At 56.6% G+C, this 26591-nt stretch carries 21 protein-coding genes; 10 read left to right on the top strand and 11 right to left on the bottom strand.

All coding sequences use genetic code 11. The features are described 5' to 3' along the window. Positions 1–81: 81 nt before the first annotated feature. From htpG to ABD735_RS18425, 3 genes are all read right to left on the bottom strand, one after another. Positions 82–2004, bottom strand: coding sequence for a molecular chaperone HtpG (gene htpG, locus ABD735_RS18435; protein ID WP_344809230.1), 1923 nt, complete (start codon positions 2002–2004; stop codon positions 82–84). A gap of 205 nt (positions 2005–2209) precedes the next feature. After that, positions 2210–2581, bottom strand: a complete 372-nt coding sequence (locus tag ABD735_RS18430; protein WP_344809228.1) for a DUF3135 domain-containing protein — start codon at positions 2579–2581, stop codon at positions 2210–2212. Between the two features lie 116 nt (positions 2582–2697). After that, positions 2698–4752, bottom strand: coding sequence for an AarF/UbiB family protein (locus ABD735_RS18425; protein WP_344809226.1), 2055 nt, complete (start codon positions 4750–4752; stop codon positions 2698–2700). A gap of 180 nt (positions 4753–4932) precedes the next feature. On the opposite strand from ABD735_RS18425, the gene ABD735_RS18420 reads away from it, so the two are divergent. The 5 genes from ABD735_RS18420 to ABD735_RS18400 all read left to right on the top strand — a co-directional run bounded on the left by ABD735_RS18420 (position 4933) and on the right by ABD735_RS18400 (position 11313). Next, positions 4933–5709 (top strand): SDR family NAD(P)-dependent oxidoreductase, encoded by a 777-nt coding sequence (locus ABD735_RS18420; protein ID WP_344809224.1) that lies wholly within the window; start codon positions 4933–4935, stop codon positions 5707–5709. A 142-nt stretch (positions 5710–5851) separates the two neighbouring features. Next, positions 5852–6757, top strand: a complete 906-nt coding sequence (locus ABD735_RS18415; RefSeq protein ID WP_344809223.1) for an HDOD domain-containing protein — start codon at positions 5852–5854, stop codon at positions 6755–6757. 16 nt (positions 6758–6773) lie between these two features. After that, positions 6774–8603 carry an HAD family hydrolase gene (locus ABD735_RS18410; RefSeq protein ID WP_344809221.1) on the top strand — a complete coding sequence of 610 codons (1830 nt, stop codon included), beginning with the start codon at positions 6774–6776 and terminating at the stop codon, positions 8601–8603. Positions 8604–8751: 148 nt separating this feature from the next. Further along, complete coding sequence (locus ABD735_RS18405) at positions 8752–9933, top strand: alkane 1-monooxygenase (protein ID WP_344809219.1); 1182 nt, start codon at positions 8752–8754, stop codon at positions 9931–9933. A gap of 147 nt (positions 9934–10080) precedes the next feature. Further along, on the top strand, positions 10081–11313 hold the full coding sequence (locus ABD735_RS18400) for a zinc-binding metallopeptidase family protein (RefSeq protein ID WP_344809218.1): 1233 nt from the start codon (positions 10081–10083) through the stop codon (positions 11311–11313). Here ABD735_RS18400 and ABD735_RS18395 read toward each other — a convergent pair. From ABD735_RS18395 to ABD735_RS18385, 3 genes are all read right to left on the bottom strand, one after another. Then, positions 11267–12289: an alpha/beta hydrolase gene (locus ABD735_RS18395; RefSeq protein ID WP_344809217.1), complete on the bottom strand. Its 1023-nt coding sequence runs from the start codon at positions 12287–12289 to the stop codon at positions 11267–11269. The genes ABD735_RS18400 and ABD735_RS18395 overlap by 47 nt on opposite strands. A gap of 103 nt (positions 12290–12392) precedes the next feature. After that, entirely contained in the window at positions 12393–13868 is a 1476-nt protein-coding gene (locus tag ABD735_RS18390) for a flavin-containing monooxygenase (protein WP_344809216.1), read from the bottom strand. Between the two features lie 89 nt (positions 13869–13957). Continuing rightward, entirely contained in the window at positions 13958–14599 is a 642-nt protein-coding gene (locus tag ABD735_RS18385; protein ID WP_344809214.1) for a DNA-3-methyladenine glycosylase I, read from the bottom strand. Between the two features lie 34 nt (positions 14600–14633). On the opposite strand from ABD735_RS18385, the gene ABD735_RS18380 reads away from it, so the two are divergent. Beyond that, positions 14634–15203 (top strand): DUF4112 domain-containing protein, encoded by a 570-nt coding sequence (locus ABD735_RS18380; RefSeq protein ID WP_344809212.1) that lies wholly within the window; start codon positions 14634–14636, stop codon positions 15201–15203. Between the two features lie 4 nt (positions 15204–15207). Here ABD735_RS18380 and ABD735_RS18375 read toward each other — a convergent pair whose 3' ends face one another. From ABD735_RS18375 to ABD735_RS18355, 5 genes are all read right to left on the bottom strand, one after another. Next, positions 15208–16410 carry a class I SAM-dependent methyltransferase gene (locus ABD735_RS18375; RefSeq protein WP_344809210.1) on the bottom strand — a complete coding sequence of 401 codons (1203 nt, stop codon included), beginning with the start codon at positions 16408–16410 and terminating at the stop codon, positions 15208–15210. Between the two features lie 2 nt (positions 16411–16412). Further along, positions 16413–20489, bottom strand: a complete 4077-nt coding sequence (locus tag ABD735_RS18370; RefSeq protein WP_344809208.1) for a translocation/assembly module TamB domain-containing protein — start codon at positions 20487–20489, stop codon at positions 16413–16415. Further along, positions 20489–22270, bottom strand: a complete 1782-nt coding sequence (locus tag ABD735_RS18365) for an autotransporter assembly complex protein TamA (protein WP_344809206.1) — start codon at positions 22268–22270, stop codon at positions 20489–20491. Before ABD735_RS18365 ends, ABD735_RS18370 begins: the two co-directional genes overlap by 1 nt. Before the next feature lie 8 nt (positions 22271–22278). Further along, positions 22279–23403, bottom strand: coding sequence for a helix-turn-helix transcriptional regulator (locus tag ABD735_RS18360; RefSeq protein ID WP_344809204.1), 1125 nt, complete (start codon positions 23401–23403; stop codon positions 22279–22281). Positions 23404–23500: 97 nt separating this feature from the next. After that, the gene (locus ABD735_RS18355) at positions 23501–23692 is read right to left on the bottom strand and encodes a hypothetical protein (protein WP_344809202.1); all 192 of its coding nucleotides are present in this window, start codon (positions 23690–23692) and stop codon (positions 23501–23503) included. Between ABD735_RS18355 and ABD735_RS18350 the strand changes: the two genes are divergently transcribed. Genes ABD735_RS18350 through nth form a run of 4 tightly spaced genes read left to right on the top strand, consistent with a single transcriptional unit; the run spans position 23682 to position 26591 of the window. Then, positions 23682–24743, top strand: a complete 1062-nt coding sequence (locus ABD735_RS18350; RefSeq protein ID WP_344809200.1) for an RnfABCDGE type electron transport complex subunit D — start codon at positions 23682–23684, stop codon at positions 24741–24743. The two genes, ABD735_RS18355 and ABD735_RS18350, sit on opposite strands and share 11 nt — an antisense overlap. After that, positions 24740–25363: an RnfABCDGE type electron transport complex subunit G gene (locus ABD735_RS18345; protein WP_344809198.1), complete on the top strand. Its 624-nt coding sequence runs from the start codon at positions 24740–24742 to the stop codon at positions 25361–25363. The genes ABD735_RS18350 and ABD735_RS18345 overlap by 4 nt, the downstream gene beginning before the upstream one ends. After that, positions 25360–25962, top strand: a complete 603-nt coding sequence (gene rsxE, locus ABD735_RS18340) for an electron transport complex subunit RsxE (RefSeq protein WP_344809196.1) — start codon at positions 25360–25362, stop codon at positions 25960–25962. Before ABD735_RS18345 ends, rsxE begins: the two co-directional genes overlap by 4 nt. Beyond that, the gene (nth, locus tag ABD735_RS18335) at positions 25959–26591 is read left to right on the top strand and encodes an endonuclease III (protein WP_344809194.1); all 633 of its coding nucleotides are present in this window, start codon (positions 25959–25961) and stop codon (positions 26589–26591) included. Before rsxE ends, nth begins: the two co-directional genes overlap by 4 nt.

Genomic DNA, 26591 nt, shown 5'->3' with positions numbered 1-26591 from the left:
AGTGCTTATCTGATCGGCATTAGCTCCTTGTAGAGCCGCTTTTTCGTTTCTGGCCTTGGAGACGGCCTGGGGACAGGACCGTTAGCCAGCCAGTTCCACGATCAGTCTATTGAGCCGGCTGACATAGTCGCCAGGATCCTTCAGTTGATCGCCACCAGCCAGTGTCGCCTGATCCAGCAGGATTCTGGTGAGGTCGTCGAAACGCTCACCTGACTGTTGCTCCAGACGCTTGAGCAAAGGATGCTCAGGATTGATTTCAAGCGTCGGCTTGGATTCAGGCATTGCCTGACCCGCAGCTTCCATGATCTTGCGCATCTGCACACCCATATCATGCTCGGCCACGACCAGACAGGCGGGAGAATCGGTGAGGCGATGCGTCACTCGAACTGCCTCTACATCATCCTTCAGCACGTCCTTGATGCGGGTCAACAATGGCTCGACCTGCTTTTCTACCTCTTCCTGCTTCTTCTTGTCTTCCTCGGTCTCAACGTCTCCCAGGTCCAGTTTGCCCTTGGCAACATCCTGAAAGGTATGCTCTGCATACTCATTGAGATGAGACATCATCCACTCGTCGATGCGGTCATGCATGACAAGTACTTCAATGCCTTTCTTGCGGAAGATCTCGATATGCGGGCTATGCAGACCAGCCTTGTAGCTTTCGGCAGTCACATAGTAGATCTTCTTCTGCTCTGAACGCGCCCGCTCGAGATAATCGTCAAGCGTAACGCTTTCGGCACCGCTGTCGTCATGCGTAGACGAGAAGCGCAGTAGCTTCGCGATCTTTTCGCGGTTCGCGTAATCTTCAGCGGGGCCTTCTTTCAGCACCCGGCCAAACTCCTTCCAGAACTTGCTGTACTCGTCGTCCTTATTGTCTTTCGCGAGTTTGGTCAGCATATCGAGGATACGTTTGGTCAGACCACCGCGCATACTTTCAACGGCCTTGTCGTTCTGCAGCAGTTCACGCGAGACATTCAGAGAAAGGTCATTTGAATCGACCACACCCTTGGCAAAGCGCAGGTACAGCGGCAGGAACTGCTCGGCGTCATCCATGATGAAGACACGCTGAACATACAACTTGAGGCCACGGGGTGCTTCACGGTTATACAGGTCGAACGGAGCCCGCGTCGGGAGATACAGAAGACTGGTGTATTCAAGCTTGCCTTCGACCTTGTTGTGAGACCAGGTCAGGGGATCGCTGAAATCGTGCGAAATATGCTTGTAGAAACTCTTGTATTCGTCATCGGAGATCTCGGATTTCGGCAGCGTCCACAGCGCAGTCGCTGCGTTCACGCTTTCGTACGCGACCGCTTCGTCTGCGCTGCGCTCTGTCTTGTCTTCCTCGTCGTCAGCCGGGCTCTTTTCTACAGGCATCTCGACAGGAAAGGCTATGTGATCAGAATACTTCTTGACCAGGCTCTTCAGGCGCCAGGCGTCGGCAAACTCCTTTTCTTCCGACTTGAGGTGCAACACGATGGTCGTGCCACGGCTGTCCTGGGTCTGGGGCTCGAGCGTGAACTCGCCGTCACCAGCAGACTCCCACTTCACACCGGCATCCGCAGGCATTCCCGCTTTGCGGGTGAGCACGGTCACTCGATCGGCCACGATGAATCCGCTATAGAAGCCAACACCGAACTGACCTATCAGACCAGCATCCTTCTTCTGATCGCCGGACAAATTCGCGAGAAATTCGGCTGTACCCGATTTCGCGATCGTTCCCAGATTGGCGATGACCTCTTCGCGGTCCATGCCGATGCCGTTGTCGGAAATCGTGACAGTACCTGCATCCTTGTCATAATCGATGCGTATACGCAGGCTTTCGTCACCTTCATAGAGGATGTCGTCTGCAAGCGCACGGAATCTCAGCTTGTCGAGGGCGTCGGAGGCATTGGAGACGAGTTCGCGAAGAAAGATCTCCTTGTTGCTGTAGAGGGAGTGAATCATCAGGTGAAGCAGCTGTTTGACTTCGGCCTGGAAGCCTAGGGTCTCTTTGACCGTATCGCTCATATCGGTGTCCTGTTCTGACTGTTTGTTCAAGGCAATGAGGCGCTACAGAAACCCGCAGATATCGCGAGCCAAGTCTGTAGCCTGTGTGGTGAGTAATGTGGGGATGACAGAGTAGTTTTCAAGCGTCCGAAAGCACACTGAGCCTTTCAGACACAAAAAAGCCGATCTTCAGTGATCGGCTTGCAGGCTTGTACCTAGCGATGCTTCAGGCCCTGGCGGCCCGGAAGTTTTCGAACTGATAGACCTGGCAGCCGACTTGCTCAGCCGTGACCGGCATCCCTGCGGGCGCGCACTGCGAGAGTGCGGCAGTCGGTGGGGTAACTTCTGATTGCAGCACGGTATTGAGTTGTATGAGTGAATCGTGCATCAACTTGCTGATGCGGATACAGGCGGCCATGGGATTTGACGACCCCCTGCGGATGGCGTCGATCTGAAATTGCAGACCACGAAGTCGTCGCTCATTCGAGAGACCAGCGTCGGCGATAATGGCCTCGACATGAGCCAGTCTCAGTTGCTCGAGCGCTTCCGGATCTTCTTTCGCCATACGCTCGAGAATCTTAAAATGTGGCAAATCCATAAAAACGCTCCTTTTTACATACCGGTCAGCATCTGGCTGACGGAAACAGCTACCGCAGATCAGCTCTGCGCCCTTGTAACAGTATGTAAAGTTGCGTAAAGATATGCAAGATTTGTTTATTTTTTAAACACTTTCACCAAGGCACGTGTGGCCTGTTTTCTGGCACCGAGATAGGTCATTCGGGGCGCAAAAAGGCCCAGATCCATCAATAAATTGCCAGTGATCATAAGACCAGACCGCTTCTGCTGTATATGCAGATAGGTCGCGACCATAGCGCTGAGCGAGCGACTCAGATGGAGATAGTCGCTCTGAACAATGATACCCAGCTGATAAGTGTTGGATAACAGGTGCATCACGGCCTGCAGTCTTCTCTGCAAGCCCGACAGCCCCTCTCCTTTCAACTGCAGCCAGAATCTTGGCTTCCAGGGCACGCCCCGCAGGCGTTCGACATGCTTCTTGTCCAGGGTCTCTGCCAATGCGGCTCGAATGGCAGCACGCCGCTGCTGGTTTTCCTCCGGTTGCGTACTCATGGCAATGAGGGAGTCCGCCAGCGCGTCCACATCGCCGGTCAACGCGCCTCGCAGATACTGGCCCACCTGAGCCCATTTGCCTTCCATATCCACGGTCTTACCCCAGTCGATGAGAAAGAGGTGGCCATAGGAGTCGACCATGATGTTGCCAGGGTGAAGGTCCCCATGAAACTCCTGGTACCACAGCACGTGCTGTAATACGGCGTGGACGAAATCCCGCCCAATACTGCGCTGAAAACGGGGCCGCTCCCTGGCTGGCAGCTCCGTGAGTAGCTGCTCGACCGATCGAGCCGTGTCGAGATATTCCATCTCGATGACCCGTCCACGATTATTGAACAGCCTTGGCACCGACCAGAACCCGCTGTCCAGCGAACGTTCGTGAAAACGGGTCTGGATCTGAGCCTCTGACTGGAAATCGAGCTCCTGCTCGAATCCGCGGGTAAACTCGGAGACCTGTTTCGACATCGACGCCAGGAAAGGCCGTAGTTTACTGTGTGGCGCCCAGTACTGGCTGGAAATCAGCATCAACTCGAGCGCCAGCGAACTCATCTGGAATTCACGCTCCAGATTGTGCCTACTGACTTTCACGATGACTGGAATGAGCACTTCGACCCCATTCTGTACAGTCGGTCGCTTCGCCAGATAAACCGAGCCTATCGAACCCGAGCGCAGGGGGCGGCTGATATCCAGGCTGAAATAGACCTCGTGGGGCTCCTTGCCGAAGCTTTCCATAAAGGCTTGCCTCACGTCATCCGCCGACATCGGTTCGACATCCTGCTGGAAGACTTTCAGCTCACGGGCAATCTCCTCGGGCAGGAAGTCAGCATTGGCCGCCGCGACCTGGGCCATCTTGATGAAGAGCGGTCCGAATTCGCTGACCATCTTGGCGACGATCTGTGCCTGGGTAGCGAAATCCTTCGGATCGGTCTGCAGGAAGGGCTTGATATAACGAATAGCCTTGATCTGGCGACGCAGGATGAGCAGGTCGCTTCGAAGCACCCGCGATTTCTGCACCATGTCAGTCATGGCCGACTGATTGAAGCGGCGGATATGCTTGGTTCGGTTGAGCAGGTCGACCAGCAGCGGCTCATAGGTGCGCAAAACAGAGCGGGTGATATCAAGATTGAGTTCGAGCACGCCCTTGAGCTCCGGCGCGCTGATCAGCTCCTGGAAAAAATCCCAGAACTCGTTGATGACCTGTTCCGGAATCTCCACCGGACTGCGACTGGTCACCTGCCTGACCATGTAATGAATCAGGTTTTCGGTGGTCTCCTCGTTCGGGATCAGCCGATAGCGACGAAGGTAGCCGGTAAACGCTCGCGAGGTATCCGCCATGGGATGGGTGTACAAGGCAGTGAAGAGTTCGTCGAGGGCGAAAGCGAGCTCTTCGCGTGAGAGTGTGTCTTCCCTGACGACCAGCTGTACCACTGGCAAGAAAGCTTTGGGCAGTCGTATGGTGCTGAGCGCAAATCGGCCCGCACTGCGCAGTGCCCGATCCGTCTGCTGCCTCAGCACGGGCAGATTGATCTCCACCAGTCGCCGTTCGCGACCTGCATGGTCATCGACTGCGGATATGCCATTCATTTTGCCGGGCACTCGAGCGTTACGTTCCGCTGGCGCCGTCTTCTTGTTGCCGCTCATAGAGTCATATTGCCAACTTCGGAGTAAGTGGGTTAGCTTAACAACTTCGTATTTCCAATACAGCCTGAATCGCGAAAGCATATGATCCGCTGGCGATCAGCCCTTTCGTATACGCTCAAAGACATGCGCTCGTGTCCACATATCGAGGATTCAGGTTCGGACGTCACCAAGGAAAGAGTCATGGACAATAAAACCGCATTGATCACCGGCGCATCTTCTGGCATAGGCAAGGCGCTGGCGATCGAATTTGCAAAGGACAACTGGAATCTGGTCATCGTCGCGCGACGTGAGCAGGCGCTTGAAACCCTCGCTGCCGACCTCGAGCGCGACTACCGCTGCAAGGTGCAGGTGATCGCCTGTGACCTCACCCGCAGTAACGCCGCACGTGCGCTCTACGATGAAACAAGATCGCGAAATATCGTCGTCGATTGCCTGGTCAACAATGCTGGACGGGGGACTTTTGGTGAATGGTTAGGTCAGGACCCAGGCTTTAATGAAGACACTATTGCGCTCAACGTAGTGGCGCTGACGACCTTATCGCATCTGTATGCAAGAGACATGGTCCAGCGGGAGTTAGGGTATATTCTGAATATAGCTTCAATAGCAGCGTTCGTTCCCGGCCCTAATCACGCGGTCTACCATGCGACCAAGGCCTTCGTGCTGTCCTTCAGTGAAGCCTTGGCTACTGAACTCAAGGGTACTGGCGTGAGTGTAACGGCTTCCTGCCCTGGCCCGACAAAGTCCGAGTTTTTCGAGCGCTCCGGTTCCACCAAGGTCAAGGCCCTTCAACATACGCCTATCATGGACGCCGAAACGGTAGCTTTGGAAGCCTACCAGGCCATGCTCAAGGGGGAACCAGTGAAGGTTCATGGTCTGCTCAACAAGCTGATCGTACAGTCGCCACGGCTGTTGCCAAAGGGCTGGATAGCGCCGATGGTCAAACGGCTCACCGCATAAATCCACTGAATGCCAGCACCATCCTGTGGCCGGCTTCGCAAACCCAGGCGATCAGCTGGTTAAAATCGCAAGGCCGATTAGACTTAGAAGACGTAGTTCCAAACGCCGAACCATGTAATGAACGTCTTTCAGGCAGGCCCTTATGACAGTCATCAGCGACAGAACAGCAAACAGTTTCGTAGACACGGTCGAGCGACGGGTGGACAAGGGGGAAATCGACATCCCCATGCTGCCCGATACGGCGCTTCAGGTCATCAGGGTAACGCAGGACCCGGATTCCAGCGCTCAGGACCTCCTCAAGGTCGTGCAGACCAACCAGGCCATCGTCGGCAAGATCATGAGCACGGCCAACAGCGCGGCTTATGCTTCGGCCAGCGGCATCACCTCGATCCAGCAGGCGATCGGAAGGCTGGGCATGAATATCATCAGGGATATCGCCCTGGCCAGTTCGCTGAACGCTCGCCTGTTCGACGCCCCAGGGCTGGAAGGTCATGTACAGAATGCCTGCGAGCATGCGCTGATGACCGCCCTGTGGAACCGTCGTCTGGCCCAGCACATGCACGGTGATGCCGACACAGCTTTTCTGTGCGGCCTTCTGCACTCGGTAGGCCTTCCCATCATGATGCAGGAAGTCGTCGATGTGGCTGAGTCGACCGGCATGGAAGACATTACCGAACAACTCGAATTCGTAATTGACATCGCCTATGAGCTGACGCCCCAGGCAACGGCGCTGGCGCTGAAGAGCTGGAAACTGCCAGCCTCGATCAATGCCATCATCGGCAACTATCTCGGCTCAAGAGACACCGATAGCAGCCTGCCGACCCTTGCGGATGGCGGCGTCCAGCTTGATGAGTCAGCACAACAGCAAAGTCATTTTCTCGCCGCGGCAGTGGATCTCGCGCGCCATAGCATGGTCGACTTTCTCGATGCTGCCGAGCTGCTCAAGCTCGACAGCATTCAGGCGCTTGGACTGAATCAGCAGAGCCTGGAGCAATTGATTGCAGCGGGCGACACGGTCAAGAGTCAATTCGACGCCTTCTCTTTATGACGGTAGCCCGAGCCGCATGAGCACCGGGGCCGACCAGCCTGCAGTATTCGCTGCAGGTCCCTTTTCGGCTGGCCCCCTTGTCCTGGAACCGTTGTTCCGCCCAAACCTCATTATCTTCGACTGGCATGGAACGCTGGTCGACACCCTGGACGCGGTCTACGCCTCGATGCAGGAAGTTCTGCTGCAGCTTAAGTCGCTAGACCTTCTGAAAAACCTGGTAGATGAAGCAGAGACGCGAACGGATGCTGAAGCCCGTCTGGTCCGCTATATCAGGATCTACCGCAAGCTTCATCCCACTATTCTCGCCGAGAAGAAACATTCCCGCACCGAACTGTTCAACATCATCTTTGGTGACAATGAGCAGGCGAAGTCAGTCGCGCATACCGCCTACAACGAACAGTACCGACAGAATTATGGCCAGGTACGCCCCTTCCAGCCGGGGATAGAGGACTACCTCGCGAATTTTGCAGAGGCAGGTATTCAACTGGCCGTAGCCACCAACCGCAGTCGGGAGTTCCTTGAAGCCGAGTTCAGGTCGCTTGGTGACTGGGGACGCTTCTTCGCCTTTACGGTGTGCGCTGACGAGGTCGACAGTTACAAGCCGCGACCCGAAATCCTGCTTGAGGCCATGCAAAAGGCAAGGCGCGTCAGCGGCGGGCCTGTCAGGGCCTGGTATTTTGGGGATAGTCCGACAGATATGCTCACAGCCTGGCGTGCGCGCCAGCAACTGGAAAAGAATGGCGCAGAGGACCAGATTCGTGGCATTTATTTCAATGCGGCCCACTGGGATACGAGCTGGATAGATGCCCTGCTGGCGGAAGCGCCAGAGCAACGCGAGCCATCCCTGCTACCGGCAGCCGCCTGTGCCAGTCTTGGCCAACTGAGAACGCTGCTTGCGAGATGTTTCCTTGAGGAGGATGAGGTAGACGAATTGGCGAGTGCAAGGCTCATTGACCCTGCGTTTCCCGTCTACGAACCCCGACATCCCCCACCAGCGCGGATCGAGCCGGACTGGCACCCGGCAGTGGCCCGCCTGAGCGAACCACGGGTGATCCTGTTCGACTGGCATGCGACGCTCGTCGACACGCTAGACGCCATGTATCACGCTGTTGACGACATGCTGCTACAGCTGGATACGCTGGGGCTGACCAGTCATCTCATGTCGCCTTCACAGAGCCGCACCCTGGAGGACGCTCGTCTGGTTGAACATGTGAAGCATTACCGACAGCTACATCCGAAGGTGCGGGCGGACCGCAAGATATCACGCACTGATATATTCGAAGTGCTCTTCGGCGACGACCAGGATGCCAAGAATCGAGCGCATGCGGCTTTCACTCATCATTATAGAGCGCACTTCGGTACCGTTCTGCCCTTCGAACCGGGTATTCGCCCTATGCTGGAAGGTTTGCGGGACCTCGGTATCGTCACGGGCATCATCACCAATCGGGATCGCGAGTTCTTCGAACAGGAGCTGGCTATCGTGGAGGATGGCACCTGGGTCTCGTTGTTCGATACCGACATCTGCGGTGATGACACACAGCTTCGCAAGCCCCAGCCCCACCAGATCCTGAAGGCGCTGGACAACCTCAAGCGCGCACCCGGCCGTGACGTCTGGTATGTCGGCGATAGCACCACCGACATCCGCGCAGCAGCGAAAGCAGGCGTTACCGGCGTCTTCTTCAATGGCGCGCAATGGGATCAAAGCTGGCTGATCCGGATCTTTCCGGGTAGTGAACAGTTTCCCGATAAGCCCGACGTGGTGGTCAATGATTTTTCGGAATTCTGGGCGCTGGTGCTGGCGTGCCAGGCAAAAATTCGCGAAGGCGGCCGGCAAAGGCGCCGTTGAAGCGACACCGATTTACCTACGCTGTAAATAAACGCTGACAGACCCCAAACTTTCTGCCATTATTGTCCTACAAAACAACAATCGAACAAATTGGCAGATCCAGTTCCTGTTTCCGGACTGGATAGGCGAATGGCCGGGAGAGCTCCGTATGTCAGCACATGTATTTGTCAGTGATTCAGGCGAGCATTATATCGATCGAAAACGCTACGCCTGGATATTTTCTCTACTCATACCAGCTTCTGTCATCGTAGGCCCCTTGCTCTACATGCAGACCGGTTCCGCCCTCGCCTTGTGGACACCACTCTTCTTCTATTACACCATCATTCCCCTCCTCGACCGCCTGCTTGGCGAGGATCGAAGCAACCCCCCCGAGTCGGTCGTTCCGCAGCTCGAGGCCGATCACTATTATCGTTACTGTACGTATGCCCTGGTGCCAATTCTCTGGGGAAGCTTCCTGTTTTCAGCCTGGTTCGTTGGTACGCAGTCATTGCCGTGGCACGGGGTTCTGGCAGTGGCACTGCTGTGCGGTCAGGTCTGCGGCTTTGGACTCAATCTTGGCCACGAGCTCGGTCACAAGAAGTCGAAGAACGAGCAGTGGCTCGCGAAGATAGTGCTGAGCCTTGGTGCCTACGGGCACTTCTACATCGAGCATAACAAGGGCCATCACAAGGCTGTTGCCACGCCGGAGGACTGTGCGTCGAGCCGTATGGGAGAAAATATCTACAGTTTCGCAATGAGAGAACTTCCGGGCTCATTCCTCCGAGCCTGGCGCCTGGAGGCCGATCGTCTACGTGGTCGACACCTGTCGGTGTGGTCAATGCAGAATGAAATCCTTCAGCCACTGGCCCTGAGCCTTGTCCTGTACACAACGCTTCTGACCGCCTTCGGGTGGGTCATGCTGCCCTTCCTCGCCATTACCTTCCTATGGGGCGCCTTCCAGCTGACCTCTGCGAACTATATAGAGCATTACGGCCTGTTACGGCAGCGCCTGCCGAATGGCCGCTATGAACGCTGCGAGCCGCACCATTCCTGGAACAGCAATCACGTCTTTTCGAACTGGGCCCTGTTTCATCTGCAAAGGCATTCAGACCATCATGCCAATCCCACCCGGCGCTTCCAGTCGCTCCGGCACTTCGACAAGCTGCCTGAGTTGCCAAGTGGCTACACAGGCATGTATCTGTTGGCGTGGATTCCGCCGCTATGGTTTCATGTCATGAATCCAAGATTACTGAAGGCCGTGTGTCATGATGCGACGAAAATCAACTTCCAGCCGGCTTTGCGAGCGCGTCTCATCGGGCAATATGACCTCAGCGCGACGACGGCACACTGACTGACAGAATTTTATTTCAATGACAGGGTCTCGAGACCCTCTTTCCGGCGGAATATCACGTAGTATCAGGTTGAATGGGGGCTGACTCACAAGGACAGCTCCTCAACCTGATCAACTGCCTTCCAAGGCCAAGCGTGCGAAAAGACCATGAAATTATTCCGCTGCAGCTGTGAAACCAAACCAGTTCTTTACTTCGAAAACGTTCAGTGCGGCAGTTGTGGCCGCCTCACCGGCTTCTGCCCCGAGAGCATGGAGTTGAGGCCTTTTACCCCGGTTGACAGTCAAGAGCCTACTGCGCCTGTTGGTGAACCAGGCCCGACCACTCCGTCTGCGACGAATGTCTGGCAGGACGACGAAGGCCGTAAATACATCCAGTGTGCTAACTGGACCCAGCATCAGGTCTGTAACTGGATGCTGCCTTTAACAACTAATGAAAACGATCAGGAGCCACGCAGCTTCAGCACCGATGCCGAAGGGCTGTGTCCTGCCTGCCGCCTGAACGACATCATTCCGGACCTGAGCGTGGCGGCAAATGTACCGCTCTGGCACGGGCTGGAAAAAGCCAAGAGACGTTGCCTGTTCACGCTGCTTGAATTGCGACTGCCCGTGGAGTCGGACTGGGAAGTGGAGGACGAAAGCACACCACCCCCGCTGTCTTTCCGCTTCATGTCGGACAAGGACGCGAACACCCACTTCCAGCGCCCACTCAAGGGTGAAGAGCCGGTGCTGACAGGGCATGCAGACGGTGTCATCACCATTAATCTCGCAGAGGCGGACGACATCGCCCGCGTACAGACCCGCGTCGCCATGCAAGAACGCTACAGAACCCTGCTGGGGCATTTCCGTCATGAGTGTGGTCACTATTACTGGGAAGTGTTCAAAGTGGTAGATAGCGAATTTGTCGACGCGTTTCGCGCCGTATTCGGAGATGAAAACGCCAGCTATCAGGAAGCCCTGGATCGTCACTACGAACAGGGGCCGCCAGTCGACTGGCAGAATGACTTCGTCAGCACTTATGCCACGATGCACCCCTGGGAAGACTGGGCGGAAACCTGGGCGCATTACCTGCACATCATTGACACACTAGAGACCCAGCAGAGTTTCAGCAGAAACTCAGAGGTGCTCTCGGACAGCGTGCGCGAAGTTGGCCTGCCCTTCGCCGTTGGGAGCCGCGACAACACTGCGGCCAGTGACTTCGATGCCATTATGGACCTGTGGATCGACGCATCGATCGTGCTCAACAGCCTGAACCGCAGCATGGGTTTACCCGACCCCTACCCCTTCGTGCTTCACAAGCCGATTCAGGAAAAACTCCGTTTCGTGCACAACACCATCAAGCGTTTTTATCAGGTGTCGGCGCAGTCCGATGCAGGAAGCTGACAAGCTCAGCGACCGCGAGGTCGGCCTCTTCCAGGAGGCCGGCGTGCATCTGGAACACGTGCCACATATTTTGAAATACGCTGAGCGATACCTCCTGCTTCGCTGCCCGCATACGCTCTACCAGGTCTTCAATTTCGGGTAGCAATATCTCATCGGTGCCCGCCTGGACGTATACTGGCGGGAGTCCTTCGAACTTGCCAAACAGTGGTGAAATATCGGGGTTGGTGGCCGATCGCTTGCCGCGGTAAAAGCGGGCGCAACGGCCGATCCAGCCCCAGGACAACATGACGTCCCCGCTGTCTTCGAGATATTTGGCATTCTGCAGGGAAAGGTCCACCCAGGGTGAGAGCAAAATCAGTCCTGAGGGCAGTGGCAGTCCTTCGCGGATCAGTCGCTGGCAGCTGGACAGTGCAAGTCCGCCGCCTGCCGAATCACCTGCGAAAGTAATGGCTTCCGGGCGGTAGCCCTGATCCATCAGCCATCGATACAATTTGATCACATCATCCTGAGCGGCTGGAAACACGAACTCCGGTGCCAGTCGATAGTCAGGAACGAAGATCTCGGCGCCACTGTCGCGGGCCAGCCTTGATGTGAGCCCCCGATAGCTTCTCGCATTGCCGATGCAGTAAGCCCCACCGTGGAGATAGATGACTGCTCTATTGCTGCGACCGGCGGCTGCGACAGCTGCGGCATGCGACTTTTTCTGCTTGCCCAGGCCAAGCGTATGCAGGCCCTGATCCGCGATGGAGATGAGCGTGTCGCTCAGACCCTCACTGCGCTTGAGAGACAGTATTTCGACCGGCAGGCCAGTGATGACATCATTTTCAATGGCAACGCGGCTGGCCATCACGTTGACCTGGGTCATCATGCTGACCCATCGTCGCTGCAGGCGAATACTGACTGAGGGCGACAGCACGGGCTTGATCATGCGCTTGATGGTCTGACGAAGGGCCGTTCTTGTTATGGCATTCTTCACTGTGAATCGATCCTCCCTAGTAAGTGCGCCACGATGCCACAAAACGAAGGAGCGTGAAAAGTGGCTATCATCATTCTGATCAACGATGGCAATACAGCGGCGTTCAGGACTGGTGATAGTTCTGTAGATCAAAATGCCGGGCCAGCCGCCTGTAGCTGCTGACGAGTCCATACCAGTTGGTGCTGATACGGCCCGACGCTGTCTTGTACCAGCTGTCGCATCCAGCGCCCCACACGGTCTTCTGCAGTTTGTTTTGCAGGTCCCGATCAAAAGACGATTGCACGTCTGCCTTCAGGTCGAGCTGGTCTACCCTGCCGTCTACCACGAGCTCCACTGCCTGGGCGATGTAGCCAAACTGAGCCTCCAGCATGCTGATAATGCTGTTGTGGCCAAGATTCGTATTCGGTCCGTAGACGATGAACATGTTCGGAAAACCACTGACGCTAATGCCAAGATAAGCGCTTGCCGATTCTGCCCAGGCGGACTTGAGACTAATGCCATCAGCGCCAGAAATGTCAATAGTCGAGAGGAAGTCGGTCGCTGCGAAGCCCGTACCAAATATCAAGGTATCGACATCGAGCAGACGGCTACCCGAAGCGTCCTCCACTTCGAGCCCTTCAGCACAGGTGCGAACGCTGACGCCGTGATGCAGGTGAACGTTCGGACGGTTAAAAGCCTCATAATAATCGTTCGATATCAGGATCCGCTTGCACCCCATAGGGTAGTCTGGCGTCATCGACACGGCGAGTGGCTTTGCCTTCAGCTCGTTCAGACGCTTCTGCCTTGCCTGGCGCTCGAACAGCTTCATGAAGCTTCCCGGCCGGGCGAAAGCGACGAAGCGGGCTTCATGCTGCAGGAACAGGGCCAGGCGGTGGGCCTTCAACAGGCCAGGCACGGTGGCAAACAACTTGCGCTGCAGGGGGCTGTAATCGCCGTCTCGCTTGTCGATCACATAAGGGGCGCTTCGCTGGATGACATGCAGGTCAGCCACCATCCCGGCTATTCGGGGCACGAACTGTATGGCACTGGCGCCGGTGCCAATAACCGCCACTCTGCGCCCCTGCAAATCGTGCTGATGATCCCAGTGGGCTGAATGCATGGTGAGGCCTTCAAAAGGTTCGCCTTCAAGCCTTGGCCACATGGGTTCGCTCAGTTGGCCAGTCGACGGTATGAATACCTTCGCTTCGAGTGCCTCGCCCGCTGCCGTGGTGATGGTCCAGCGTGCCCGCTGTGAATCGAAGCGGGCGCTGGTGACGCTCTGCCTCAGCCGCACCTGCCCCTCGACGCCAAACTGCTTCGCGCAGTCCTGGATGTAGGCCAGGATTTCAGGTTGCGGCGCAAACTTGCGAGACCAGTCAGCCATCGGGGCAAAGGAATAGGAATACAGATGTGAGGGCACGTCGCAGGCAGCGCCTGGATAGGTGTTCACCGCCCAGCAACCACCAATCTGAGCCCCGCGCTCGAGAATGAGCACCCTTCGGATGCCTTTTCGCCGCAGCGTGATGGCCATGCCGATGCCACCGAAACCGGCGCCGACGATGATGGCATCGTAGACTGCCTGCCTGCCTGTGCTACCCATCTTTAATCCATCTGCCCAAGAGAGAAGGCCAATACTACGGCCTGAGTACGACAGACCAAATAGCATTTTGCTGGAATATCGCTAGCGCTTTACTCCAGCTTGAAGTCAAGGCCCTCGGCGACGCAGTCATCACGGGCAATACAGTCCACCAGATGATCATTGACGAGGCCCGTTGCCTGCATGAATGCGTACACAATGGTGGAGCCAACGAAAGAGAAGCCCAGTTTTTTCAGGTCCTTGGCAAGCCGATCAGACAATTCAGTCTTGGCAGGAACATCAGCCATGGCATGCCAGTGATTCTGTAGCGGACGGCCGTCGACATAGCGCCAGAGAAACTGGTTAAAGGGCCCCTGTGTCTCCTCGAGTTGCAGGAAGGCGCGGGCGTTGGTGATGATCGACCTGATCTTGAGTCGGTTTCTGACAATATCGGTGTTGTGCATGAGCACCTCGACGTCGGCATCATTCATGGACGCCACGCGTACCGGGTCGAAATGATGAAAGGCTGCTTCATAGCCTGCTTGCTTTCGCAGGATGGTAATCCAGGACAGGCCCGCCTGTTGTCCGTCCAGGCAGAGTTTGGCGAAGAGGCGTTGGCTCGAAGCTTCGGGTCGCCCCCACTGAAAATCGTGATAGGCCTGATAGAGCGGATCGTTGCCGCACCAGCTGCAGCGCAGGGGCTTCTTAGTGCCGGTGGTCGTCAGGTGGGTCCTGGCGTAAGCTTCAGTAGTCATAGGCATCAGCCAATTATATTAAAAAGGAAAATTCATGAAGTCAGACGAACATGCCCAGGGGGTCTATGAGGCCAGGGACGACAGCCCAAACGCGAATCCTGGTGTGGTCACCCGCATACTCAATCAGAGCCGGATCAATGCCCGCTTTCGCAACGACGAAGCGGCCCAGCGCGAATTACTCAACCACCTGAACCGGGTGGCAGACACCCTGGATAGCCAATTCCGCGTGCCGGGCATCGGCCTCCGCTTCGGTTGGGACTCAATCATCGGCGTGGTGCCGGTGGTCGGCGATATTGCCGGCGCAGGACTATCGCTTTATCTGGTCGCCAGAGCCATACAGATTGGCGCCTCGGGCGAAATCATACGCAAGATGCTGCGCAATCTGCTCATCGAAGTGGCCGGTGGCGCGGTGCCAATTGTCGGTGACGCCTTTGACCTCGTTTATAAGGCAAACAACCGGAACATGCGGCTGTTGACCAACTACCTCGAAGCAAAGCTCAATCCTCCACCAGAACCAAAGCGGGGCTGGAAGGCACTGATCGTTCCTGGGCTGGCCATTGCGCTGATCATCGGCTTTTCCTGGTTCCTGATGCGGGTGACCTGAAGCCTCAACGCTTCAGCACCCGCTTCACCATCATCACCGTGAACCTCGTGTCCTCCTGAAGCACCGTTACCTCGAACTTGTGCTTCTGTAAAAACTGTTGATACGGCAGAAAGCTGTTGGCCACCAGCAGTACTCTGCCCCCGGGTCTGAGCAGAGCCGACAAGGACTCGAAAAAGACCAGGGTGGGCTCGAGCGTTTTCCTGAGGCCTTCGTGGAAAGGCGGATTGCTGATGATCCAGTCGAAGCCGCTGTTGTCTCCGGCCTCGATCAGCGGCTTGACCCCATCGGCCATGATGACCTGCGCGTCGGGCGCCAGCTTGGCCAGATTCTCTGCCGTCGATTCGCAGGCATAGGCACTGGTGTCGAGCGCGATAATCTCAAGACTCTGATCGAACTGCGCCAGCGCCGCTGAAATAACGCCGTTGCCGCAGCCAAAATCAAGAACTCGCCCTGCCAGCACGCCTGAGCGCTTTCTGTCATTTATCGAGGCTCTCTGATCACTCGGGCAGTCATTCAGCCACTCACACAAGGAACGCAATAGCAGCTGGGTACCTTCGTCGAGCTGTCCAAAGCTGAACACTCCGGCACCAGAGTTCAATGAGAGCGATTTCAGGGTAAGGGGGTTGGTGAATTCAAAGCGAGCCTGATCCCTGGCCAGCGCAGCATCAAGCCAGTGCACAAGCGCTTCGTCACCGCGTTGTACGGAAACCCGCCAGATCTGACAGTGACGCAGTGAGTCGACCTTGCCAGCCTCGACGCCGGCTTTCACCAGCGACTTGCCAATACCATCGACCCCACTGCGCTTCTCGCCAACGATGAGCACCTCATGCGATGAGGCGGAGGCCTCGATCAGCATCTTGAACATGCGGTAGAGTGCCTGCTTGGCCTTGGGCATGAACACCAACAGCTGAGGATCCGCCGGCAGGTCATCAAAGCTGATCTGACCGAGCCCGGTGACTGCCGATGTGACCCTGGTAGCCTCTTGTGGCCAACACGACAGATAGCGGTCGGCAGCAGCAGCTGTCTCAACGATGGCTAGCCGATGTTCTGCTTCAAGTGCGGCCGGGAGGGCATCCGCCGGCGGCCATATCAACACGCAGTCGGGCCGCAGAAGATCCGCCCGCTTGTGAATGGCTGCAGAAGGCGGCGAGAGCTCGTCGCTGGCGCTGACAGATATACCCTGTGATCCTATGAAACGAACCTGCAAGTTCAATAATCCTTTTTCCATTTCAGCTCGACGCCGCCGAAACCACTCTGTCCACCAGTAGAGGTTTCAAGGCTGATGTTTGGCCTGAGTTCAATTTCGACGCTACCTTTCCAGGGTTGGTTGACCTCTGGTGTGCGCTCCAGTTCAAGGTACACTTTATCACTGATGTACTTGCCCACGCCGACATTTACGCCCTTGCCCTCATCTGTTTCCTGTGTACCCACGGTGAGGGAGTCGACACCGAGCAATTGCTGTGCACTGCCAAGCGGGTCGAAGCCACCGCCACCGCCCTGCAACGATCTGACCGCTGCCGCCAGCTGCACAGCCTGTATGGGCGTGATGCTCTGAATCGACTTGCCGAACAGGATGCGCGAAATGATTTCATCCTGAGGCAGCGTAGGTACTGAACTCAATTCGATCTTGAGATCTGCGGTAGTACCAGACACCTGGGCCTGATAAGTGTAGGTATCGTCGGCATATTCACCGGTGATCACCAGAGCGACAGCATCGTTGGCAAAGGACACCTGCCCCCGTACAAGTTCGAAACGCTTGTTGAAAAGATCCATATGCCCGCGTTTGATGCCAAGCTCGCCGGAGTAGATTGGATTACTGGCTGTGCCGACGACCCTGATCTTTCCCTGTAACTCGGCGTCGAGACCACGACCTTTCAGGAAAACCTGCTGCGGCGCATTAATGATGATATCCAGCGGAATCGTCGGCATCGCGCTCTCCGCAGCGTCCTCACCCGGCGTCGTCTCAGCGCCGGCTAGCCCGCCAGAGGGTTGCTGGCCTGCCTGTCGGTCTGGCGAGCTATTGTCGACCACTGTAACGTCGATCGTAGGTATGGAGGACTTGAGGGCGTTATCGAGCAGAATTTTCATTGGCCGAGCTTCCAGCCTGCCGGTGACGGCAAGCTTCTCGGCATCACCCTCGGCAGACAAATCGCCACTAATCGTTGCACTCAGACCGGGTTGGCGTAAAAGATTGGCATCTTTCAGATTGACCCTGATGTCAACCGTTCGTGCCTGCCAGTCGGCCTCGCCGTCGAGCCCGATTCGACCATCTTCAGCGACCTGAATATCACCTTTTTCAATGGCGATACGGCTGCCATCGAGGGCCAGCCGCAAGTCGATATTGCTGAGCTCGGTACCGAAGGTTTTCTGTTCATAAAAGCCGTTCTGCAAAGCCAGAAAACCCTTGCCCTGAGGGCTCTCGGTGTCGCCCTGTACATCGAGATCCAGTTGCAGATCGCCGCGAATGGTCTGCAGCGGGTCGTTGAGGAACACATTGACGAAACCAAGCTGACTCGTGCCCTTCACCTGCAGGTCCAGCGGCCAGGCTGAAGTCGAGGTCGAATCACTGGCAGAAGACAGCATTCCGTACAGACGCTCACGATATGGTGTGAGGTTGGCCGCCACCGACAGCTCCAGTGGCTTCTGTACGTCTGTTCTCGCGTCGGCCATCTGAAGCTTTCGTAGCGCTTCCGACACAAAATCGACATCCAGCCTGAGCTGTTCATCGGTCGTTGCCCAGTCTGCTTCAATTTGCGCCTGCGCGGGTCCCGAGAGGCTTAGATCGGCCTCACGATTCGTACGCAACTTCCGGCGTTCTTTGAGCAATGCGTCAAGATAAGATGCCGGCTGAACGAAGGTGAAGCGACCGCTGGTTTGTAGCTGCTCTGGTTGAAGCGCTAATGTGAGTCTTCCATCGAGCATGCCAGTCGCTTCCGGCGGCAGCTCGAGCCCGGCCAGGCTCAGGAGCCGCAGATCGACATCAGTCACATCGAGCTCAAGATCTGTTCGGAGCCCTTCTATCTGCCCACTGTCCCGAAGCGCCTGCAGGTCAGCCTGAAGGCTACCCTGAAGCGCTATGACTGCATTGGGCGGCAACGCGGGTAGAATTCCAGGCTCTTCGGCGGACTCATCAGCGTCTTCCTCATCATCTTCAAGTCTGGCCTCGGCACCAGGACCGGGCCTTGCTTCCAGCGTCAGCTCTGAAATTGTCACGAGATCTTCTCGACGTTGGGCATCGAGCGCGACGCTGTACCTCAGGGTGTCGTAGAGGCCCTTGACGTCCAGGTCTATATCAAAGGCAGGGTCGGTCAACTCGCCCTCGGCCTGGGCATCGAGATTGATTCGTGCACTCAGATTGGCGAGTTGATCAACGGTGGCTTGCGGCAGGAAGGGCTTGACGATGTCGAGCTCGAAATCGTTGACACTGGCATCGAGCTTCATTGTGCCCTCGCCCATGGCGACCCACCCGGATACAGCCGAAGTCGAGCCCTGATAGGTCAGCTGACTGCTGGCAATGTCAATTCGCTGGCGTTCGCCAAGATCGGCTTTGAAGCTTGCGAACAAATCCGCAGGCCGACCTTCAGGACAGAGGCTGAGCTTGAGCTCACCAGCCACGACAGGTGTCGCAAAAGGTCCAGCAGCGGTGAGCTGCTCTACGGTGAGGCGGCCGAGATCACCTAGTCGTGCTCGGCGCGCTGTAATTGAACCGGCTATGGCGCTGTCAATCCCTTCCGAGGCCTTCGTCGCTGCCGCACACTGCAGGACCTGTGGCTCTGCAATCAGGGCGTTCACCTGGGGGATGTCCAGCGACAGCGCATCGGCCAAGGCAAGCGCTGTGTTCAATGGCACCGCCAGAGACTTGAGCTGAACATCCATCTTCCCAGCATCGACCTTTCCAGCCGCCCGCAGCGAAATATCCGCCCACTCCAGCTGCGTATCGGCAAAGGTCAAGGCTTCGCCAGCAATACCCAGGTCACTGGAGAGGCTCAGTGGTGAGTCAAAGACCGCGGCGTCAGCCGCCAGAGCCCCGTCGGCAGTCAGACTGGCCGGCGCGTCCCAGGGGAAGCTGCCCTTGAGCGCGGCGTTCACCTCTTCGGGGCGAACCTCATCCAACGGCAAGGTGGCTGTAGCCTGTTCATCGAGGAGAGGCTGAATGAGCAGCAATGGCAGTGCTTCTATTCTGGCATCGAAGGCCAGTGCTTCACGACCAACCGTTGCTGAAGTCGCGACCAGACCATCCTCGACTTTCAGCTGCAAGGTTTCGATCTCGATTCGCTGGGACTCGTACTCGGTGCCGGCAGTTCGAGCCATCAGCTGCAACTCGGGCTGCCGAGTGAGTTTGACCGGAAGCCATTGGTTTAAAAGGGCTGGTGGTATCTGCGAAGTCTGCAGGCTCAGCTGTTTCATCGCCGGGCCGCTCTCCTGCGGAATGGCTTCCAGTTTCGCACTGATTCCCGGAAGTCCTGGCGCATCGGCAGCATCGGTCGTGCCGTCCTGCTCGTCGGCGTCCACGGCTTGAATGGTGAGTTCGGCCCGGGCCTCCGGCAGACTGGCTTCTCCAGCGATTTGCCAGACCAGGGGGATTTCTGCCTTCTGCTCAGGGCTGAGTGCATCACCTTGCAAGACATCATCTGTGATCTCGATGCGATCGATCGCGAGACTGTTGACTATGACATGGGGCAGCCCTGAGCTGTCGACTTCGAAGAGTTGGTCAATCAACTGATTCACCTGAGCCTTCAGGTCAGTGGGCGCTTCCTCTTCGTCGACCACCTCCTCTTCGGCCTCAGCCGCACCCCAGGCCGCGCCATCGGAATTGATCCAGATCGAATCGGCAGTCAGGGCTTCGACGATGTATTTCTCGTCCAGCGCCTCGCTCCAGAGAACATTCAATTCAAAGTTACTGGCATTCAGGAGTTCGACTGCAGTGCCACTGGCACCGTCTGCAGTTGTCGCAGTCTGTTGCGTCGACACCGCAGTCGGATCCGACGCTGACTCACTGCCGGAATCAGCAGGCGCAGTGTCAATGCGGCTGACTGTCAGGTGTCCGATCAACCAGTGAGTCAAACCCGGGCTCTCGACATTCCCGAGCTCGATTCGCCAGTCGGTAAAGTCGTTGGCGAGGGCTGCGCCACGTTCAGCCAGCCAGACACGACTGTCTGGCTGCGATAATGCCAGCACAAGTGCCAGCAGAAGAATGATGATGAAGGTGAGCAAGGCAAGCAGACCACCGAGTGCCCATCGGCCGATACGCAGCAGCACGCTGCCGGTTCGTGACAATGCAGACATCAATACGCCTCCCCTATGCTGATATACAGCTGGAAACTGTCGTCGATACCATCACGACGGCTGAGCGGAAAGCCGAAGTCCACCCGGAAGGGCGCGAAGGAGGTGTAATAACGCAGGCCGAAACCGGCACCGTATTTCAGATTCTGATCAAATCGTGGCGCAGACTCTGGCATGGCCAGACCACCGTCGAGGAAGAGCACAAAGCCGAGATTTTCGCCGATGTGAAAGCGGCCTTCTGTCGCCATTTCAATGAAAGACAGGCCGCCTACTGGATCACCCTCTTCATCCAGCTCACCCAGTGTCTGAAACTTGTAGCCTCTGACCGATCCGCCACCGCCCACATAGTAGCGCTCATCCGCTGGCACGGAATCGATATTGGCACCCGAGATCGAACCGACGCCCGCTTTCAAGGCCAGCGTAGGCTTCAGTGACCAGCTCTCAGCAGTAAAGTAGGTCGTGGCCGAAATATTCGACTTGATGAATCGTGTGTCGGTGTCCTTGAGGTCCATGAAGGGTTCGACACCAAGGTTGAGCGTGGCACCATCACGCGGGTCGAGTATCTGGCTCGTGGTATCGAGCCTGAGGCTCGTCGGAAATGACAACAGGACATACTGCTCAGTTTCGCCTTCATCATCGATTTCACTGAGCCTGAAGCGAGGACCAGCACTCGCGGCACGATTTTCAGTGATCTGCCGCGTGACGATAGCTGAGGTTTCTACCGACTTGGATCTGAACGCTTCGAGATCACGCTGACTGGCGCTGGCCGAAATTTCCAGCTTCTGGTTTCTGGCGTAAAACTTCGGGAGGGTCAGTTTTGACGTCAGCGCCTGTGTCACCTCGGTCAAGGTCAACTCCGTCTGCAGCAGCTGGCCGGCCCCGAAGAAATTCCTGTGCTCCCATCCGAGCGAAACGCCGACACCCTCATCACTGGTATATCCGCCACCGGCCTTGATCGTGCGGTGACTCCGCTCCTGCAGGTCGAGCATCACATCGACGGTGCCGGCTGATCTGTTCAGTGTAAGGTTCTGATCCACCCGGGCGATCAGATTGGTCCTCAGAAGCTCGAGACGGGCTTCATTCAGCTTTGACCGATTGAAACATTCACCGGACACCAATGGCAGGTCTTCGCGTAGAAAGCTTGGGTCCACTTCTTCCAGGCCCTGCATGTCCACCGTGCCCACCTTGACCTGGGGGCTATCCTTGACGCGGAAGGTGATGAACGCCAGCTGGTCTGGCGGATAGATACTGGCTTCATAGTCAACGTTGACTTCATAAAGGCAGTTCTGGCTCGACACGAAGGCTTCAATCTCATTCTTCGCATTGAGGATGCGATCGGCCACCAGACCGTCGCCCTTCTTGAGCCTGAGATCCGAGAGGCTAGGCACTTTGATACTCTCGGGGGACGTCAGCTCCAGCTTACGAATGCGATACAGGGGGCCTGGCTCGATGGTATAGAGCAGACGGCGATCGTCGCTGTTCGGGTTCTGGAGTTCTGGCTCGACACTCCCCTCGTAGTAGCCCTGGGAGCGGAGATACTTGAGTATGAATTCGCGCTCGGCGTCCATGTATTGCTGAGGCGTTTCGTAGAACTCGTAAGCAGGGTTCTGCCCACGATAGGTCTCCAGATCTTCGGCAATGGTGTCTGCCAGATCCTGTTGGCTTTCGCTCTTGAGCTTGAACTCGGGATGCTTGTCGCCGAAAAATGGCAGGTCGATTGCTGCAGCCGGTCCACTGAGCAACACAAGCAGGAAAAAAGCGGGTATCGCGGATTGATGATGCATAAATACCGTTAGTTGTAATTCTGAAGACTTGCAGCCAGCACTGCCCGAATATCCTGCCTGATAATGTCAGGCTGCAAGACTGTAGCGCGGCTCCCGAGGGAGAGAATCCAGTTTCTAAGCTGGATAGTACGACGAACCCGTACTCGAACGATTGCTTCTGTGGCGGACTCAAGCGTAACGGTTTGTGTCCCGTTCAGCGGATAATCACCCAGGTCTTCGAGCAATTTGTCACCCTGCTGCCGCGAAATCAGTAGTTTCAGCTCGTAGTTACCCCTGTCTGTGTTGTCGACGAATACATCCATGTGCCCCGCATCGAGATAGGCCTGCAGCGAGAAGTCGTCATCCGAAAAGCTTTGTCGAAGCAATTCGACGTGGCGGATTCGATGCAACAGAAAATGGCGAAATTCGCCAGCTTCGTTCCGCGCCACAAGATACAGCTTTGGCAGCATGAGCACGACCCCTAAAGGGCTGAGACGATAGGTCTTGCCGGCATTGCGTTCTGCCGGAGCCACACTGTAGACAATTTCAATTCCCTGCCCCCTGATAATTGCCTGGTAGATGGTATCCAGCCAGCGCATATCGAAATCTGGAGACTCCAGCGACTGTCCGCGCTGGTAGAACTCGATGGAGTCCCTGAGCCGAAGATAGTGCTGAGGCGCGAGTTTTCGCTCGGACCGCTGCAGAACCCGCTCCGCTTCAGCGAAAAACGCGGTCATCTCATTGAGGGTATTCTGTGGCAGCAGATGGGAAAGATGCTTCGCGGTCATTGCAAAGGCGACAGCCAGGTAGCCCGGCATCTTTTCGAAATCGAAGCGCTGTCTGTCCAGCGGATCTAGCATCCACGCCCGTCCCTTCCCCGCAGCAGGCACGCTTCGCAGGCCAAAGGGGTTGAGCGGATCGTCCTCATCTTCGTCCGCCTCACGCGGGTAGGCATCGAAGAACCCAGGGTCATCACCCAGCAGAAACTTCAGATCGCGTTGCACTACCCGGAGCTGACTATCACGCCGGCGACCGCCATCGTCATCGAGATAACCCTGATCCTGAAGATGTTCAAGGATGGCCTCGGTAGAGCGTGGGGTAGAGGTCCGACGCAGAAAATCGAGAATGGCGAGTCGTCTGACAAAAGTCTGCATACTGTGATTTCATCCAGTTGACGACATAATTTGTCGTTTTGCTGGCTTAGACTAGGCTCGTCGATCGGAAATGTCCATCTCCCGGGCAATTCCGGGTTCATTGTTTATCGAGGATCTGCGTATGTATCGAATCAATGCCATCACCAGCCGGGGCACCCGTTTCCGTTTTCGAATCACCAGCAGCCACATCGATGATCTCAGCAACATGCTGGATAAAATTTTCGCCGGGACGGCAATGCACCTTGTGCTGATACAGCCGATAAAATAGCCTTGCGGCGATGAGCCACAATCACACCCCTCGCCTGCACTGGATTCGGCAGCTGCTTTCTGCAGATACGACTGGACCCAGCGGCGTCCCGACCAGACCCGCCAGCGCACAGATGGTCATGTTGACCGTTCTGATGTGCACCCTGCCGGGTCTGCTTGCCATGCTCTGGTTTTTTGGTGCTGGCGTGCTGCTTCAGCTCTGTGCAGCGCTGGCCGGTGCACTCGCCATGGAGAGTCTGGCGGCCCTGCTGAGAGGTCGATCAGTCTGGCGTCACCTGAAGGACGGATCCGCGTTGCTGGCAGGATGGCTGGTCGGCCTCTGTTTTCCACCGCTGGCACCTTGGTGGCTCGCAAGCCTCGCCGCAATACTGGGTGTCGGGCTCGGTAAGCATGTTTATGGTGGGCTGGGACAGAATATCTTCAATCCGGCCATGACTGGCTATGCACTCGTACTGGTATCGTTTCCCCTGCAGCTGACTCAGGGCTGGCCGGATGCGGCGACCGGTTCTGCGGTCATGCTTATCGATGATAGAGGTCAGGTACTTGCCGACGCCATCTCTGCCGCAACACCGCTCGATCAGTACAAACAGGCGCTGGTACGAGACCTTTCCCAGGGGGCCCAGCTCACGATTGATGCTACAACCTTTGCATGGCAGATGATCAACCTGGCTTTTCTGGTTGGTGGCTTAATTCTTCTATCCCGGGGCCTCATACGTTGGCAGATACCTGTGAGCATGCTGACGGCCTTTACGCTCTGCAGTCTGATTGCCAGTCCATCCGGCGATCAGGTCCTGTCGTTCTCCCTGTTTCAACTGAGCTCCGGTGCTGTAATGCTTGGTGCATTCTTTATAGCGACTGATCCTGTTACGGCCGCCACCAGTCGCCAGGGACAGCTGCTGTTCGGGGCGGGTATCGGCCTTTTGCTGTTCCTGATCCGACGCTACAGCGCCTGGCCTGATGGCATAGCCTTCGCTGTTTTACTCATGAATCTGTGTGTGCCGCTTCTGGACTACTATACCCGCCCCAGGGTCTACGGCCATTCAAAGGCCACTCGGGGCATACAGGGGCGATGATGCGTTTCCCGCAGTCGCCAGCCGTCACGCTCGCCCTGTTTGCAGCGGTCTCTGCTGCACTGGTCACAGCGGTATACCTGCTCACACGGGCCCCTATTCAGGCGGCAGAGGCACGTTGGTTCCAACAGAGACTGTCTGCAGTGCTTCAACCGGCCACGGGTTTAGAGCCGGTCGATTATGAGGACATCGTGCAGCTGCCGGACAGGCAGCGCTGTCCACAGTGCTGGCAGAACAGCGAATTAATCGATCCGGCTCACGCCATTCATTTGAACAGTCAAAGTGCTGGCGCCCCGGTATTCGCCATACCCACCTTCAGCAGTCGCGGTTACAATGGCCGAATCGATGTCATCACCGGGGTAGCTATAGTGAGGGAGCAGCAGTCGCCAGCCATCGTCGCAGTCCAGGTCAGTCGACATCGGGAAACGCCAGGTATCGGCGACAGGATAGAGGCTGACAAGAGCGCATGGCTTGAGAACTTCCGTGGAAAAGCGACGGTCAACGACATCGATGCGCTCAGTGGTGCCACCATCAGCGCATCGGCGGTAGAAGATGCTGTTGAGAAGGCGCTGCGATTCGCGCGCCAGAACCGTGATCAGTTGATGAGCCACACAGGCTCATGACAACAGCCGCCACTTCCGTAACGCAGACTTCTCCCGCCACTGCGACCCCTGAAGCAGGCCGGCTGTTCAGGCAGGGCCTGTGGACCAACAATGCAGCCACCGTTCAGCTGCTGGGACTCTGCCCACTGCTGGCAGTGAGTAATACGGTGCAGAATGCGCTCGGCCTTGGCCTGGCGACGTTGTTCGTATTGATGCTGTCCAGCACACTCATCTCGTTACTACGGCACTCTATTGCAGCAGAAGTTCGCCTCCCTGTTTTTGTGCTCGTCATTGCTTCGGCGGTCACCTGTGTCGAGCTGCTCATGCAGGCCTATTCGATATCACTCTATCGCAACCTCGGCATTTTCATCCCACTTATCGTGACGAACTGCCTGATACTCGCTCGTGCAGAAGCATTTGCCAGCCGACAGCCAGTGCCGATGGCGATCGCGGATGCCGCCGCCATGGGTATAGGCTTCCTGCTCGTCATAGTCGTTCTGGGCGGAATAAGAGAGTGGCTCGGCATTTCGCTACAGGTATTGGTAGTTACACTGCCACCAGGCGCATTCATCGTATTGGGCCTGTTGGTAGCCTGTGTCAGAGGTATCCGGACATCATGAATAAACAGACACGGCAAAAGATGTTCGAGATTTTCCGGGAGGAAAATCCGGAGCCGAAGACAGAGCTTGAGTACGCCGACGAGTTTCAATTGTTGATCGCAGTCATACTCTCCGCGCAGGCCACTGACGTTGGCGTTAACAAGGCCACCAGAAAGCTGTTTCCCGTTGCACCGACGCCTCAGGCCATTCTGGATCTCGGACTCGAGGGCCTCAAATCTCACGTGCGCACCATTGGTCTGTACAACACCAAGGCTGAAAACGTCATGAAAACCTGCCGGCAGCTCGTCGAACAGCATGAGGGCCAGGTGCCAGCTGACCGGGCGGCGCTGGAAGCCTTACCAGGCGTCGGCAGGAAAACCGCCAACGTGGTTCTGAATACAGCCTTTGGTCAGCCGACGATGGCTGTCGATACGCATATTTTCCGGGTGAGCAACCGCACAGGATTAGCGCCGGGCAAGACTGTTCTGGAAGTCGAGAAAAAACTATTGAAGAACGTGCCGAAGGCATTTCTACAGGATGCCCATCACTGGCTCATCCTGCATGGTCGTTATATCTGCATCGCCCGCAAACCACGTTGCATGGCCTGCGCTGTAAGTGATCTATGCGACTACAGGCACAAGAACCTGTAG

It is taken from the genome of Allohahella marinimesophila, assembly GCF_039538005.1.
In the GTDB taxonomy this organism is placed as follows: Bacteria; Pseudomonadota; Gammaproteobacteria; order Pseudomonadales; family Oleiphilaceae; genus Allohahella; species Allohahella marinimesophila.
The sequence above is the reverse complement of the archived record's forward strand: the minus strand, read 5'-3'. Positions and strand labels throughout refer to the sequence as shown.

What these genes read in the sequence shown, in the direction of transcription:
- htpG (WP_344809230.1), bottom strand. Translation starts at nt 2,004, where the DNA reads ATGAGCGATACGGTCAAAGAGACCCTAGGCTTCCAGGCCGAAGTCAAA.
- ABD735_RS18430 (WP_344809228.1), bottom strand. Translation starts at nt 2,581, where the DNA reads ATGGATTTGCCACATTTTAAGATTCTCGAGCGTATGGCGAAAGAAGAT.
- ABD735_RS18425 (WP_344809226.1), bottom strand. Translation starts at nt 4,752, where the DNA reads ATGAGCGGCAACAAGAAGACGGCGCCAGCGGAACGTAACGCTCGAGTG.
- ABD735_RS18420 (WP_344809224.1), top strand. Translation starts at nt 4,933, where the DNA reads ATGGACAATAAAACCGCATTGATCACCGGCGCATCTTCTGGCATAGGC.
- ABD735_RS18415 (WP_344809223.1), top strand. Translation starts at nt 5,852, where the DNA reads ATGACAGTCATCAGCGACAGAACAGCAAACAGTTTCGTAGACACGGTC.
- ABD735_RS18410 (WP_344809221.1), top strand. Translation starts at nt 6,774, where the DNA reads ATGAGCACCGGGGCCGACCAGCCTGCAGTATTCGCTGCAGGTCCCTTT.
- ABD735_RS18405 (WP_344809219.1), top strand. Translation starts at nt 8,752, where the DNA reads ATGTCAGCACATGTATTTGTCAGTGATTCAGGCGAGCATTATATCGAT.
- ABD735_RS18400 (WP_344809218.1), top strand. Translation starts at nt 10,081, where the DNA reads ATGAAATTATTCCGCTGCAGCTGTGAAACCAAACCAGTTCTTTACTTC.
- ABD735_RS18390 (WP_344809216.1), bottom strand. Translation starts at nt 13,868, where the DNA reads ATGGGTAGCACAGGCAGGCAGGCAGTCTACGATGCCATCATCGTCGGC.
- ABD735_RS18385 (WP_344809214.1), bottom strand. Translation starts at nt 14,599, where the DNA reads ATGACTACTGAAGCTTACGCCAGGACCCACCTGACGACCACCGGCACT.
- ABD735_RS18380 (WP_344809212.1), top strand. Translation starts at nt 14,634, where the DNA reads ATGAAGTCAGACGAACATGCCCAGGGGGTCTATGAGGCCAGGGACGAC.
- ABD735_RS18370 (WP_344809208.1), bottom strand. Translation starts at nt 20,489, where the DNA reads ATGTCTGCATTGTCACGAACCGGCAGCGTGCTGCTGCGTATCGGCCGA.
- ABD735_RS18365 (WP_344809206.1), bottom strand. Translation starts at nt 22,270, where the DNA reads ATGCATCATCAATCCGCGATACCCGCTTTTTTCCTGCTTGTGTTGCTC.
- ABD735_RS18360 (WP_344809204.1), bottom strand. Translation starts at nt 23,403, where the DNA reads ATGCAGACTTTTGTCAGACGACTCGCCATTCTCGATTTTCTGCGTCGG.
- ABD735_RS18350 (WP_344809200.1), top strand. Translation starts at nt 23,682, where the DNA reads ATGAGCCACAATCACACCCCTCGCCTGCACTGGATTCGGCAGCTGCTT.
- ABD735_RS18345 (WP_344809198.1), top strand. Translation starts at nt 24,740, where the DNA reads ATGATGCGTTTCCCGCAGTCGCCAGCCGTCACGCTCGCCCTGTTTGCA.
- rsxE (WP_344809196.1), top strand. Translation starts at nt 25,360, where the DNA reads ATGACAACAGCCGCCACTTCCGTAACGCAGACTTCTCCCGCCACTGCG.
- nth (WP_344809194.1), top strand. Translation starts at nt 25,959, where the DNA reads ATGAATAAACAGACACGGCAAAAGATGTTCGAGATTTTCCGGGAGGAA.